Raw genomic sequence first — 13244 nt, forward strand, 5'->3', positions numbered from 1 at the left:
ATCAGAAAATCATACTTCTCGCAAGTAAAAAGCCTCATTCTTGTCGGAACACTTGAAAAATATCAGTTTTTGATCTTTCTGATTCTAAAAACCTTTTCAATTTGTGGGTAACGTTATGGATAAATACAGAGTGCAAAAACAGAAGTTCATTTTTGTATGGAAGGAATGAGTTCTTATAAAAATCGGATAAAGGATTTCCGATTATGAGTTCTAAATCGGAAGAACGGCCAAAGATTGCAGTCATAGGAGGAGGGGCGGCGGGATTTTTCGGAGCGATTCAAATTGCTTCCGAAGGGAATTGCGATGTCACTCTTTTGGAAAAAGGAAAACAATTTCTTTCCAAGGTGAAAATTTCCGGCGGTGGAAGATGTAACGTTACGCATCATTGTTTTGATCCGGAAATCTTGAGTAAAAATTATCCTAGAGGTGAAAGAGAACTCCGTTGGGCTTTTGAAATTTTCGGGCCTGAAGACACGATCCGATGGTACGAACAACGGGGAGTCCTATTAAAACCCGAAGCCGACGGAAGAATGTTTCCGATCACGGATTCTTCAGAAACAGTAATTCAAGCGTTAATGCAAGAGGCAAGAAAGACTGGAGTAAAGCTGAAAATAGGGGTGGAGATCCATTCCGTGAAACCGGTACCCGATTCCAAATTTCAAATTAAACTCAAGAGCGAAGATACATTAGAATTTAATAAAATATTATTTGCGACCGGCTCCGGAAGAAAAGCGTGGAATTGGCTCCAGGCACTAGGACATACCATATCGGATCCGGTTCCTTCTTTGTTCACATTTAAGATCGTCGACTCCCGTCTCGAAGATTTGTCTGGGCTTACCTTTGAGAAAACGGAGTGTTCTCTTGTCGAATTCGGTTATTCTCAAATCGGTCCTTTGCTTATCACACACTGGGGAATCAGCGGGCCTGCGATCTTAAAACTTTCCGCAAAAGGCGCAAGGGAATTATTCAACAAAGAATACGAAACAATTCTAAAAGTCGACTTCGTTCCCGGAATGAAAAAAGACGAGGTTCGAAAAAGGATCGAAAAGGAAAAAAAACTTCATCCCTCCAAACTCATTTCGAGCACACCCGTTTTAGGAGTTCCAAGAAGGTATTGGGAAAGAATATTAAAAATTCATTCTATGGATCCGTCTAAAAAATGGTCCGACTTATCCTCTAGAGATTTACATGAAATCACCGAAGAGCTTACAGATGCAAGATTTAAGATTTTCGGAAAAGGGGAATTTAAGGAAGAGTTTGTGACTTGTGGAGGAGTCAGTCGTAAAGAAGTGAATTTTAAAACTATGGAGAGTAAGATCGTTCCTGGAATTTATTTTGCCGGAGAGGTTTTGGATGTGGATGGGGTTACAGGAGGGTTTAACTTTCAGAGCGCATGGACCACGTCTTATATTGCGGCTCGCGGAATTCTCGATTCCGTTTAAAACGGCCAAGGGTTCGGATAGGAAGAATATCCCAGAAGATTGCCGTCCGGGTCCTTAAAGTATTTTGTATATTCACTTTCTTGAATCCATTTCGGAAGATTTTTTAGATCTGTGGGTTTCAAACAAGAAGTGGAGAGAATCAAAGCCTTGGGACCTTTTGTGTTCGTATCGATTTCGATCATCAGAATCGTATCACCCGCCCGAAACCAAACCGAACGAAGAGACTGGTCCGAATTTTTATTCTCTCTTATTTTTTCCAAACCGGGAAGCGATTCGTAGAATTTTTCGAGAATGTTTATATTTGGAGAACCAATCGCGATATGATGTATCATCTTACGACCAGATCGTTATAATTCGGATGCCTATTTAAAAAAGTTACGATATACGGACAACTTGGAATGATTTTTTTATTCAGGGAACGAGCCTTATCCAAGGCGGTTCGTACAAGATCTGCGGCAAGACCTTTGCCGCGAAGCTCGGAGGGAACATAAGTCGAAACTAAGTCCCAAATATCGCCTTCTTCTTTGTATAATAGATAAGATTCACGATCGCCCAAAGAAGTGTAAAACTTGAATTCTAGCTCGGAATGAATGATTCTCGTATTCATTCTTCAACTCTAAGGATTTGAAAGGAATTCATCAAGCTGAAAGAAGAACAAAAATTAAAAATCAAGATTAAACGTTCCTTTCGGTTTGAAGATAACCTATTTTACTTTGAAAAAATCGATTCGAAGAATTTTGGCTTTTCATTTATGGGAAATAAAAGACTTTAAGCCACTAAAAAAACTTCGATAGGACTGACTGCCAATGAGTTTAGATTCGACTTTAAAAAGGAAAGAAATTCTTTACGACTACGATTATATCGTAGTCGGCTCAGGTTTTGGAGGAAGTGTCTCTGCACTTCGGCTTTCGCAAAAAGGATATAAAGTGGCCGTTTTAGAATCGGGTAAACGATGGAACAGCTCCGAATTTCCTAAAACTAACTGGAACTTACGCAAGTTCCTTTGGTTTCCTAAACTTTTTTGCTTTGGAATTCAGAGAATCAACTTTCTAAACGACGTAATGGTTTTGAGCGGCGCAGGAGTGGGCGGCGGAAGTCTTGTCTACGCAAATACGTTATATATTCCTCCCGAACCATTCTGGAAAAAAGAGATCGTCCAAAAAATGGGAGGAAAAAAAGGAATCCTTCCTTTCTACGAACTTGCGAAGAGGATGTTGGGCGTTGTGGAAAATCCGAAGACTTGGGAATCAGATCGATATATGCAGGAAACCGCAAAAACTTTCGGAATTGAGAATACGTTTAACAAAACTCCGGTAGGAGTTCACTTCGGTAAAAGCGGCATCGATCCTTTTTTCGGAGGAGAAGGGCCGGAGAGAAATTCCTGCAACGATTGCGGCGGTTGTATGGTCGGTTGTCGTTATAACGCAAAGAATACCCTTGATAAGAATTATCTTTATTTTGCGGAAAAAGCGGGAGCAATTGTTCTTCCGGAAACGAAAGTTTCCAAGCTGATACCGTTAGGTGAAGACGGTTCGGAAGGTTACGAAGTTTATACTGAGAGAACGACTTCTTTTTTTGGTTACCCCAAAAAAATCTATAGAGTAAAATCCGTTGTTCTTTCCGCCGGTGTCTTGGGGACCTTGGGTCTTCTTTTAAAGATGAAAGAGGAAGGAATTCTTCCTAAACTTTCCAAACAGCTGGGACAAGTCGTTCGAACCAACAGTGAATCGTTAATCGGAGTAACACTCAAAAATAAGAAAGCGGATCTATCTCACGGGATTGCGATCACTTCCAGCGTTTTTCCGGACGAACATACTCACATAGAGCCGGTTCGTTATTCGGACGGGGCCGACGCGATGAACAGTTTAGCCGCGGGGGTTCTCGTGGACGGAGGAGGGAGTATTCCGAGACAACTTCGATTTTTGATTGAAGTACTCAAACATCCGATTCATAGTATCAGTTTGTTGAATCCTATCGGGTTTGCAAGAAGGACAATCATTCTTCTTGTAATGCAAACGGTGGACAATGGTATCGAGATCGTTCGTAAGAGAAGATGGATCTGGCCGTTCAAGAGAACTCTTTCTTCCACTCAGGAAAGTGGGGAAAAAATTCCCACTTATATCCCGATTGCAAACGAGTTTGCGAGAAGATTGGCTAAAATTTCGGGAGGGATCGCGAGAAGTAGTATCAACGAAGCTTTGTTGGATATTCCCGCTACCGCACATATATTAGGGGGATGTAATATAGGAGAGACTTCCGAAACAGGTGTGATCGATCTTCAAAACAAGGTTTACGGCTACCAGAATCTTAGGATTTGTGATGGCTCCATGATTCCAGCCAATTTAGGCGTAAATCCGAGTCTTACGATCACGGCTCTTACAGAAAGAGCGATGTCCTTCGTGCCTCCGAAAGAGAAAGAGATATTCAACTTTAAATTCGAAAAAAAGTGGGGTGTTATCGGTCTTTTCGGTAAGGTAAAAAATGCTGCAACTACGACTGGGGCCCGTAAGAATAAACTGACCCCAAGAGCAAAAAGCAAAAAGTGATTAAAATATTCTAAAATTCAAATGTTTTCGGAAAGCCGTGGATTTGTTTTCCGCGGATTTCCAAAATAAATTCGGATCTTATTTGAGTTTCTCTTCGATTAGAGAATCCACGGAAGCTTTTCCGCCGCCCTTGATAAAAAGAACTACGGAAATTGCAATGTAAAGAAGGTGGAATTCGAATCCTTCTCCTTGTTGATTCGCGAACCAATTCATAAAGAATCCGTATGGCGAATGAATTACGGCCGCTCCTATCATGATAATTCCGATTCCGAACGCGGATAATCTTGTAAGAAAACCGAAGATCAGTCCGAGCGCTCCGAGAAATTCTCCGATGATTATGAGAAATGCGATCGGTGAAGGAATCCCTAACCCGACGAAAAAGCCCATAGTTCCGGTAAAACCAAAACCGCCAAACCAGCCTAAAAGTTTTTGTGCTCCGTGCGGGAACATTACAACTCCTGCAACTACTCTGAGAATCAGAGATCCGAGATCTGAATCTGTTTTAAAAAATTTTTGAAGCATTTGTTTCCTCCTAAATGATTCCAAAATGTTCATTCATTATTTTTTTTGATAGTGAATGACTGCAATTTACTGCATTGAAAACGGTTTTTACGCATCTGAATTTTCCAATGAGTTTGTTAAAATGTGAGGCTTCCTTTGGTAACTTTAGGTTGTATTTTGATGTTAAATAGTTTATATTCAAAGTATTGGCTTGAAAGAAAAAATTCATACTGCTTTCAATCCGACTTCCTTACAATAATCACCAAGGTCTAAAAGTTGATTTTCCGACAAAGAATCGAACTTGTGAATCAGAGAAACCAAAAGATCAGGAAATGCTTCTTGTACGAGTTTTCGTCCTTTGGGGGTTAAGTGAATGATGATATAACGTCTGTCTTCTTTGCTCCGAACTCTTTGAACGAGTTTTCTCTTTTCGAGATTATCAATTATTTGAGTGATGTTTCCTTCGCAGGAAAATAACTTTTGTCCAATTTCCTTTTGGCACATCGGACCTAAATGGATAAGCGTTTCCAAACAACCAAATTGCCCCGTTGTCAATCCGTATTTCGAGAAAACCTTTTCTTCCAACTGACGAATCGAGTCGGAACAACGGCTAAGCTTGATAAATGCATTCAGGACCGCCGTTTCCCGATTGTTTCCTTTGTAGTGGGTTCCCATAAATACTTTAAATTTAAACTACTATTTTAAAACGTGTCTTGTGGTCAATGAACTTTTTAATTCAAGATTTTTCTTGTGAGAAAGTTCCCATATTTTGAAGTTGTGACAAGTCATCCGTTGTGGCATAACGTTACCCACAAATAATGGGATCTCAAGATCAATTTGTCGGAATTCCGACAAATCCTCTGTGAAACTTAGTTCCCACAACGCGCCCCTTAGGAAGCGTTGTGCCTGAGTTTCCCTTATTTTTGGGTGGAGGCGGAAAGACTCGGGAGATTTTTCTCTATCAGAAAATCATACTTTTTGCAAGTAAAAAGTCTCATTCTTGTCGGAACACTTGAAAAATATCAGTTTTTGATCCTTATTATCCTAAAAATTTTCTTAATTTGTGAATAAGGTTATGGTTCTGTGGGTTTTTAGTTTATGATTTGAAACAGAATCCGGGAGATTTTCGAGTCGAGGAAATTTTCCGTTTCGGCTTTATATAAAAATCGGAAAAATGAACGATATTCCAACTTCATAAATCCGGTTGCTCTTTTGAAAATTTCTAAGGAATCTAAGGTTTTCTATCTCCGAGACTGCAGGTAAGAAGGATCGGCACACGGCAACTCTCAATATTTGTTGTAAAGTCCTAACCACTGATCTCTAGAACGTTCCCACATCCTAAAGTTTTAAGACGGGTTTTCATTAAAAGCTATCTCAAAAATATCTTAGAATCGGCGTTTTAAACAAAGATAAAGTATTTTTGAAATAGCTTCTACAGTTTTCGAATCATTACTCATCTACATAATAGAGTGTCCAAAATTCTCCGTCTAACGCGGGATTTGTGCTCAAATTAAAGATATTCTATTTTATCAGGATCAGTAATAGAGTTGTCGAAAAAATTCAATAGCCGATATGAACAAACTCCTTGGATCGCTATTTCAACGAAACAAAAACAAATGAGAATTAATTTTTCAAAAACTCTAATAGAAAACTTTGTTCTTGTATGCAAGATAAGTTTCGATCGCTAAACGACTTCGGAAGGATCCCAACAAGTTCTGAAATTTTCATTCAAAGAATTCAGAATTTTCATATCTTCTTCGGAAATTTTAAAGTCGAAAACTTTTGAGTTCTCAACAATTCTTTCTTTTTTTGCGGATTTTGGGATCACCACAATCTTTTGCTCAATTGCCCAGCGGATCAAAATCTGCGCCGACGTTTTGTGGTATTTTTTTGCGATTTCTACGATTTTCGGATCTTCGACTTTTTGTCCGTGAGCGAGGGGACTATAAGCCTCGAGTTGAATCTTATGCTTTTTACAATATTCAAATAGATCGGCCTGGTTTAAAAAAGGATGAAACTCCACTTGATTGACTGCGGGAGTGATCTGAGAATTTTTTAATAACTCCGTAAGATGAGAAATCGTGTAGTTACTAACTCCGATCGATTTACAGAGTTTATCGTGATACGCTTTTTCCAATTCTTTCCAAGAATCCATTCTTTGGGAAGTTACCGGAAAATGAATGAGATAAAGATCTATTTGATCGATTCCTAATTTTTCGAGACTGGTTTCAAGAGCTTTTCTTGTTTTGTCCGACCCTTGATCCGCATTCCAAAGTTTTGTAGTGATGAAAATCTCTTTTCTTGAAATTCCACTTTCTCGGATCGCTTTACCTACGTCTTCTTCGTTGGAATAAATTTTCGCAGTATCGATATGGCGATAACCCGCTTCCAAAGCATTTAAGACTGCCTCTCTGCATTCCTTACCGGATTTGGTTTTCCAAACTCCAAGTCCTAAGATGGGCATTGAAAGTCCATTGTTGAGTGTAACTGTTTGGTTTAACACATTTTGCATCGTAGAATTTCCCATGATATTAGGGCGATTCTGAAACTAAACCAAAACTTTTAAAGATAAAAACGACAAAATAATTCTATGATATCGTGAATAAAAGAATATTCTAAAGACTTGGAACTCTTGGCGGATTCTTCGAAAGTGTTGCACTTAGTTTTACTTATCTCTATATAATAGAATGTCTAAAATTCTGCGTCTAAACGTTGTATTTGTGCTCACATTAACGGTACTCTATTTTATAGGGATCAGTGACGAGATTACGTAAATTCATTTTGGATTATCCGAAGAAATCTCCTCGTAAATTCAATTCGATTGAAAGTGCATTATTTTTGTTTTATCTGATATCCTCTATAATTAAAACGAAGTTGTTATTTGCGGTGTTTTTGTTTCCGTCTTCTCATTCCTTTTTTAGTTCTTCAATTTTATATTTTGCATCTTTTTTAGGCTTATCGTATTCGGCTGGCGCGGTATCAATAAATTTCTGATAACTTTCAATCGCTTGCTTTTTATTTCCCATACGAGTATAAATAATTCCTAAATTAAAATATGCTTCTGTAATGGAGTTATCTATATTAACTGTCTTTAGATAGTTTTGAAGAGCTTTTTCATTGTTCTGCTGCTTTTGATGAACGACACCGAGGTTGTAAAAAGCTCTTGCATAAGAGGGATTTCTTTCGGTTGATTGCGTAAAATAAATGATTGCTTGATCTAATTTACCCTCATTCAAATAAGTAACGCCGATATTATTCATATATTCAGGATATTGGGGGTGTAGCTTCGAGGCTTTTTCGAAAAAAGAACGCGCTTGGATAAAATCTCCCTTACTCAGTAAGGCAATACCTTGTTGATTGAATTGAAATGCTTTTGACTGTTCTTCCATTGTCGGTAAGGCGTCTCCAAAGTAATTTGTGGAAATTCCGAAAATAACCACAAAAAGAATAATGAACTTTCTTTGATTCATAAATAATTTTTAATTTTCCTATTTAACCAACACTGTCGGAGGGATATTGATTTTCTAATCAATTTTTCAAAAAAATAATTTTATAAATTTAAGTCTTCTATAAATTTTTCGTTGAAATTTAAAATAAAAGTCGAACCGCAATCCATAGCGCATGAAATATTTTCCCTAAGTTGCAATATTTAACGTGAGCAGGGTCGTAAGAAAGTTTGAGCGAATAAGAAACTAAAGTGTTACTCTAACAGAATCAACCCCACAACGCGCCCCTTAGGAAGCGTTGTGTTGAGTTCCTTCAACGCGCCCCTTAGGAAGCGTTGTGTTGAGTTCCTTCAACGCGCCCCTTAGGAAGCGTTGTGTTGAGTTCCTTCAACGCGCCCCTTAGGAAGCGTTGTGTTGAGTTCCTTCAACGCGCCCCTTAGGAAGCGTTGTGCCTGAGCTCCTTCAACGCGCCCCTTAGGAAGCGTTGTGCCTGAGCTCCTTCAACGCGCCCCTTAGGAAGCGTTGTGCCTGAGCTCCTTCAACGCGCCCCTTAGGAAGCGTTGTGCCTGAGCTCCTTCAACGCGCCCCTTAGGAAGCGTTGTGCCTGAGTTCCTTCAACGCGCCCCTTAGGAAGCGTTGTGCCTGAGTTCCTTCAACGCGCCCCTTAGGAAGCGTTGTGCCTGAGTTCCTTCAACGCGCCCCTTAGGAAGCCATAACCTTACCCACAAGTACTTGGATCCGAAGATAAATCCGTCGGAATTCCGACAAATCCCGTGAAACTTAGTTCCCACCCTTATTTTTGGGTGGGGGTGGAGGCGGAAAGACTCGGGAAATTTTTCTCTATCAGAAAATCATATTTTTTGCAAGTAAAAAGCCTCATTCTTGTCGGAACACTTGAAAAATATCAGTTTTTGATCCTTATTATACCAAAAGCCCTCTTAATTTGTGGGTAAGGTGATGTTAGGAAGCGTTGTGCCTGAGTTTCCCTGATTTTTGGGAGGGGGTGGAAAGACTTCGGAGAATTTTTCTCTATCAGAAAATCATACTTTTTACAAGTACAAAGTATGATTCTTGTCGGAACACTTAAAAAATATCAGTTTTTGATCCTTATGATCCCAAGAGCCTTCTGCATTTGTGGGGTTGGTTACGGCTCTCTGTGGATCGCAACATAATAATCGCTTTCGCATTTGTTATACCGAATTCACGTTATTTAAGATGAAAATTGTAGTTTTGAGTCTTTCTTATAGTAGTAAATCTGAATTTTAGAACAAGTCGTAGGGATTTTTCTTCGCTTTAAACAATTTAAACGTTAAAGTGAATCAATTCTAATTTTCGGGAAAGAATAAAATCGGAGTGAAACGGGATAAAAAGACTTTGAAAAAAAAGTAGGAAAATCCCATTTATCCAATCGCATCTCTTTAATATCCAACATGGGAAAATAACGAACATGAAAAAGATCCGAACTCTCATACAAATACGAAAACTTGGGCCGATTTGTTTTGTCTTCATTCTTCTTGGTTTCAACTTCGGTTTACTGCAAGCCGAAGAGGAACAAGATACAAGATACGTTCTTACTTTGGAAGGAAAATTGGACGTAAGGGAAAAACCAATGGATGGAAAAGTGATCTTTCAATTGGAAAGAGGAGAATCCGTAATAGCCAAAGAAAACTCACAATTGGTAGGATGGCAGGAAGTAATCGCTAAGTCTGGTTCAAAAGGATTCGTGTCTTCGGAATTTTTAAGTAAAACGAAACCGGAAGATCTTGAAGACGTCAAGCTTTTCGGTTCCATATCGTCCAACACGGAAGGTTCCCGGTTCCGTTCTTTAGCGATTCGAATTCAAAACCAATGGCTTTCCGCAAACGATTATTTGGCGGAAGCGTATTATCTTGAAAAGAAAGTGCTACAAACAAAAGAAAAAGCCTTCGCCTATGAAAGAACGGATATCGCAGGAGAATTTTCCCCCGAAACAATAGAGGTCACCGGCTGCCAGGAAGTTAGAGTTGTTAAAGGGAGTTTAGCTGCATTCAAAAAAATAAATACTCTTCGAAATTCCGTTTTTGCGATTTTTGGTTCCAAAATCGGGAACAAAGTCCGATCGGATCTATACAACCCTTCCGAAAAAATTTCCCAATTATTGGATATTTCCACAAAATCCATTTTTAAGAAAAAACATTTTCAACAGCCCGAACTGAAATTTTTAAGCCGGGAAGACTTTTATACCATCAAGACTCCGGCAAAGGATTATCTGTTTATTCGATATGCGATCAAGGTTGGATCCGAAGAAAAATCCTATTATGTGGCGATTCGCGAATTTAACAACGAGGTCCTGGGAAAAACAATATTCGAAAAATTTGATATTCTTATGAACGAACAAGCGATTTACGGCGGACAATACTATTTTTTAGACGCTTTCGATTTGGATGAAAACGGAGCTCCGATTTTTATTTTCCACCACTACGGTCACGATGGGTACATAAACGAATTTGCAAGAATCAAAAACGGTCGTTTACAACCTATGTTTTTAACGCGTGGGGACGCTTGCTGATCCTGGCGTTTTCGTAAAAAAATCTGTTTTTGCCTTTCGATTCGAGACTTTTAAAAACGGATTTTGTAATTTAACGTGAGTTAACAAATGCAAAAGCGGTTTTAATGGAAATTCCGTTGGAACATTAGAGTTATTGAAAATTCCATGGTTCAGATTAGCAAAACCGCCTCAAACATCCATTTCAATGAAGCAGAAACGGATAAAGAATTCATTTTTCAACAACTCTATTACTACTCGGCCGCGTGAAAATGATACTCGAAAATAAGCGGTCGGTTTTGCAAAAGTACAGCGAGCGGTTCTCAAAAATTAAGTCAAATCGGGAAAACCCGCCTTTTTAGAGGAAGATTCCAATATTCTAATTTTCGAAATAAGTTTGTCATAGTATTTTATTCTTGCGTTCGAGTAGTATGTTATGATCATAGAAAACAACACTTTCATTTGAGAAACTGAGGTGAAACGCTTTTTACAAAAGCGTTTCAGATCTCGAAACTTAAATTCTCTGCTATCGAATATCCAAAAATCGCAAAACTAAAGCATCTTAGAAGAAAGAATTTGTTCTATGTGTTCCACAAAAGTTTCTGATATCGGCCTATAATTAAGCCCCAAATCCTTTTTGCTGTAAGAATGATCGATTTCAAAGGAAAACCCAACGTTACGCGAAATATACGGCCATGATAAACCGAAAAAAGGACCAATCAGATAAGTTAGGAATTTAGGAAGAGAGGTTTTGGGAGTCGGAAAACGATTTCCATATTTCTCTCGAATTATTTTTGCAACGTCCAAAAATTTTAACGCAATGGCCGAAACGATATGACGTCCTTTTGCCGAAGGAGTAAATCCCGCGAGTATATGAGCCTTTGCAACGTCTCGAACGTCCACAAAGCCGATCATTATATCCGGAACTCCGGGAGCATATTTTCCGTTAATCATAGAAAGCATAAAGTTTACGCTTGTTCCATCCGCTCTATCCGAAACGGAAGGTCCCATCACGAACGAAGGATTGATCGTAATAAGATCCCATTTGGATTGAGCGTTCGCGATTTTCCATGCTTCTTTTTCCGCAAGTGTTTTGGAATAGGGATATGGCTGATGAGTTAAACTGCTTGTTGTGTTCCAATTCTCTTCGGAAACACGATGATTCGGAATGGAAAGAGCTTCTACGTTATCTCCCATAATCGCCGCCACACTCGAAGTCAAAACGATCCTTTTAACGGAAGGACTCACATTTGCGGACTCAAGAACGTTTTTGGTTCCAAAAACTGCAGGTTCTACGAGTTCCTTTTGAGGATCTTTAATTCTGTCTATAAAAAAAGGAGACGCGGTATGAAGAATCAATTCCACTCCTCCTTTATCTTGAATCGCGCTTAAAAAAGATCCTTCCTTTAAAAGATCCGCTTCGTAAAGTTCCAATTTTCCGGGAAAACGTTCGGAAAGTCTGTGGAGATGAGATATTTTTTTAGAATCCGACTTATTCCTTACAGTAGCTCGAACCGGAATTCCGTCTTCGAGCAGATATTGAATGATCCAAGAAGCTATATAACCCCCGCCTCCCGTGACGAGAACCGGTTTAGAACGGTCGATTTCTTTCATAATTTTTTTCCAAAAGAGTTTTTGAATCGTTCAAGATTCATTAATTAGAATTTACTATTATACTTTGGTGTCCCGGATGCACTTGGATTTCCGGAAACTTTGAAACCAGATTTTTTAAAAAGTCCAAACTTATCCTGTTCATTTCCTGATCTTCCGTAAAATCCCCAGGAGTCACGTTGTTCTCCCATCCCCAACTCGTATGACAAGAATCCCCCAAAACAAGCTGATATCCTGATTCACTTTGGACTAAAAATGCAAGACTTCCTTTAGTATGGCCTTCCATGTGAAAAATCAATAAAGATTGGTCTCCGAAAAAATCAAGGGTACGGAAAGAGGGAGCTTCTTGACTTTCTTGAAAACTTAGTTCGTGGAGAGCCGGATTTTCACCTAACAGTTGATTGGTGGTTTTCTGAACGAATAAATTGAGAAACCTTTTATTGGTCGCCTCTTTAGGACCGATATACATAGGAACGTTAGGTTGAAAGTCCGCACTTCCTAGAATGTGATCCAAATGCAGATGAGTCATAAAAATGCCCTCCACTTTCTTCGGATTTTTATTCAACCATTCGTCCGCAGTCAGTCGAACCTTGAGAGCTTGGGTATTCATTAGGGACACAATGATCGCAGAGATTGGCCACTCTTTCGGATCTTTCCGAAAAACTTTTGCGATGCCGGTATCGATTAAATATCTCCCAAACTTGGGGTGATCAATCACATAAAAGTAGATTTGGATGGGTTCGTCTCCGGATTTTAGAACGGACGCCTTCGGGTCTTTCAAATTGATAAGTCCGCTTCGTTCCACAGCCCAGTCGGCAGCGATCATCTTCTGAAAAAGAATAGGGCCTTTTGAAACCTGATTTAGGTTTTGCAAATCAAAAGGTTTTCCCAATTTTACTATGCTGAAAGGGTGTGAAGTTACTGTACAAGAACTAAAAAGAAAAAAGCATAAAAGTTTAAATAAATATCTCATGTTTCATAAAATTTCAAAGAGATAGAAATCGGCAAGATCTATTTGAATCGGAGTACAAGAACTGGGCATGTTGCTGTTTCCTATTGTAATATAAGATTATTATATTGCGCCGGTAATGACTTCAGAGTTCAAATCTTTTATTTGAGAAGTTGAACATTGTTGGTTCCGAGAATGTCAGTTCGGATTGTTTCTTTCGGGAAC

11 protein-coding genes and 1 pseudogene are annotated in these 13244 nt (G+C 39.0%); 4 read left to right on the forward strand and 8 right to left on the reverse strand.

Annotation, left to right across the window (positions count from 1 at the left end):
• Positions 1-203: 203 nt before the first annotated feature.
• Positions 204-1442 carry a BaiN/RdsA family NAD(P)/FAD-dependent oxidoreductase gene (locus FHG67_RS00850; RefSeq protein WP_004500593.1) on the forward strand — a complete coding sequence of 413 codons (1239 nt, stop codon included), beginning with the start codon at positions 204-206 and terminating at the stop codon, positions 1440-1442.
• Here the strand turns inward: FHG67_RS00850 and FHG67_RS00855 are convergent.
• Positions 1439-1774, reverse strand: coding sequence for a VOC family protein (locus FHG67_RS00855; protein ID WP_004496318.1), 336 nt, complete (start codon positions 1772-1774; stop codon positions 1439-1441). The two genes, FHG67_RS00850 and FHG67_RS00855, sit on opposite strands and share 4 nt — an antisense overlap.
• Complete coding sequence (locus FHG67_RS00860) at positions 1771-2049, reverse strand: GNAT family N-acetyltransferase (RefSeq protein ID WP_004496347.1); 279 nt, start codon at positions 2047-2049, stop codon at positions 1771-1773. Before FHG67_RS00860 ends, FHG67_RS00855 begins: the two co-directional genes overlap by 4 nt.
• Positions 2050-2248: 199 nt before the next feature.
• Here FHG67_RS00860 and FHG67_RS00865 point away from each other — a divergent pair, with 199 nt between their 5' ends.
• Complete coding sequence (locus FHG67_RS00865) at positions 2249-3988, forward strand: GMC oxidoreductase (protein WP_004496312.1); 1740 nt, start codon at positions 2249-2251, stop codon at positions 3986-3988.
• Between the two features lie 78 nt (positions 3989-4066).
• Here the strand turns inward: FHG67_RS00865 and FHG67_RS00870 are convergent, their stop codons facing one another.
• Together FHG67_RS00870 and FHG67_RS00875 are read right to left on the reverse strand one after the other, a co-directional pair.
• Positions 4067-4510 (reverse strand): DoxX family protein, encoded by a 444-nt coding sequence (locus FHG67_RS00870; protein ID WP_004496317.1) that lies wholly within the window; start codon positions 4508-4510, stop codon positions 4067-4069.
• A gap of 204 nt (positions 4511-4714) precedes the next feature.
• Positions 4715-5164 (reverse strand): MarR family winged helix-turn-helix transcriptional regulator, encoded by a 450-nt coding sequence (locus FHG67_RS00875; RefSeq protein ID WP_002619650.1) that lies wholly within the window; start codon positions 5162-5164, stop codon positions 4715-4717.
• A 392-nt stretch (positions 5165-5556) separates the two neighbouring features.
• On the opposite strand from FHG67_RS00875, the pseudogene FHG67_RS00880 reads away from it, so the two are divergent.
• Positions 5557-5774 (forward strand): annotated as a pseudogene (locus tag FHG67_RS00880) (tRNA pseudouridine(13) synthase TruD); the annotation flags it as partial.
• A gap of 399 nt (positions 5775-6173) precedes the next feature.
• On the opposite strand, the gene FHG67_RS00885 reads toward FHG67_RS00880, so the two are convergent.
• Both FHG67_RS00885 and FHG67_RS00890 read right to left on the reverse strand, forming a co-directional pair.
• Entirely contained in the window at positions 6174-7001 is an 828-nt protein-coding gene (locus tag FHG67_RS00885) for an aldo/keto reductase (protein ID WP_002556370.1), read from the reverse strand.
• A 394-nt stretch (positions 7002-7395) separates the two neighbouring features.
• On the reverse strand, positions 7396-7959 hold the full coding sequence (locus FHG67_RS00890; protein WP_004496345.1) for a tetratricopeptide repeat protein: 564 nt from the start codon (positions 7957-7959) through the stop codon (positions 7396-7398).
• A gap of 1423 nt (positions 7960-9382) precedes the next feature.
• On the opposite strand from FHG67_RS00890, the gene FHG67_RS00895 reads away from it, so the two are divergent.
• Positions 9383-10483, forward strand: a complete 1101-nt coding sequence (locus tag FHG67_RS00895; RefSeq protein ID WP_142499600.1) for an SH3 domain-containing protein — start codon at positions 9383-9385, stop codon at positions 10481-10483.
• 528 nt (positions 10484-11011) lie between these two features.
• Here FHG67_RS00895 and FHG67_RS00905 read toward each other — a convergent pair.
• Both FHG67_RS00905 and FHG67_RS00910 read right to left on the reverse strand, forming a co-directional pair.
• Positions 11012-12073: an NAD-dependent epimerase/dehydratase family protein gene (locus FHG67_RS00905; protein WP_004495316.1), complete on the reverse strand. Its 1062-nt coding sequence runs from the start codon at positions 12071-12073 to the stop codon at positions 11012-11014.
• A 40-nt stretch (positions 12074-12113) separates the two neighbouring features.
• A complete protein-coding gene (locus FHG67_RS00910) occupies positions 12114-12944 on the reverse strand; it encodes an MBL fold metallo-hydrolase (protein WP_004498406.1) in 831 nt (276 codons plus the stop codon).
• Positions 12945-13244 lie beyond the last annotated feature (300 nt).

This window comes from Leptospira weilii, assembly GCF_006874765.1.
GTDB lineage: Bacteria > Spirochaetota > Leptospiria > Leptospirales > Leptospiraceae > Leptospira > Leptospira weilii.

What these genes read in the sequence shown, in the direction of transcription:
- FHG67_RS00850 (WP_004500593.1), top strand. Translation starts at nt 204, where the DNA reads ATGAGTTCTAAATCGGAAGAACGGCCAAAGATTGCAGTCATAGGAGGA.
- FHG67_RS00855 (WP_004496318.1), bottom strand. Translation starts at nt 1,774, where the DNA reads ATGATACATCATATCGCGATTGGTTCTCCAAATATAAACATTCTCGAA.
- FHG67_RS00860 (WP_004496347.1), bottom strand. Translation starts at nt 2,049, where the DNA reads ATGAATACGAGAATCATTCATTCCGAGCTAGAATTCAAGTTTTACACT.
- FHG67_RS00865 (WP_004496312.1), top strand. Translation starts at nt 2,249, where the DNA reads ATGAGTTTAGATTCGACTTTAAAAAGGAAAGAAATTCTTTACGACTAC.
- FHG67_RS00870 (WP_004496317.1), bottom strand. Translation starts at nt 4,510, where the DNA reads ATGCTTCAAAAATTTTTTAAAACAGATTCAGATCTCGGATCTCTGATT.
- FHG67_RS00875 (WP_002619650.1), bottom strand. Translation starts at nt 5,164, where the DNA reads ATGGGAACCCACTACAAAGGAAACAATCGGGAAACGGCGGTCCTGAAT.
- FHG67_RS00885 (WP_002556370.1), bottom strand. Translation starts at nt 7,001, where the DNA reads ATGCAAAATGTGTTAAACCAAACAGTTACACTCAACAATGGACTTTCA.
- FHG67_RS00890 (WP_004496345.1), bottom strand. Translation starts at nt 7,959, where the DNA reads ATGAATCAAAGAAAGTTCATTATTCTTTTTGTGGTTATTTTCGGAATT.
- FHG67_RS00895 (WP_142499600.1), top strand. Translation starts at nt 9,383, where the DNA reads ATGAAAAAGATCCGAACTCTCATACAAATACGAAAACTTGGGCCGATT.
- FHG67_RS00905 (WP_004495316.1), bottom strand. Translation starts at nt 12,073, where the DNA reads ATGAAAGAAATCGACCGTTCTAAACCGGTTCTCGTCACGGGAGGCGGG.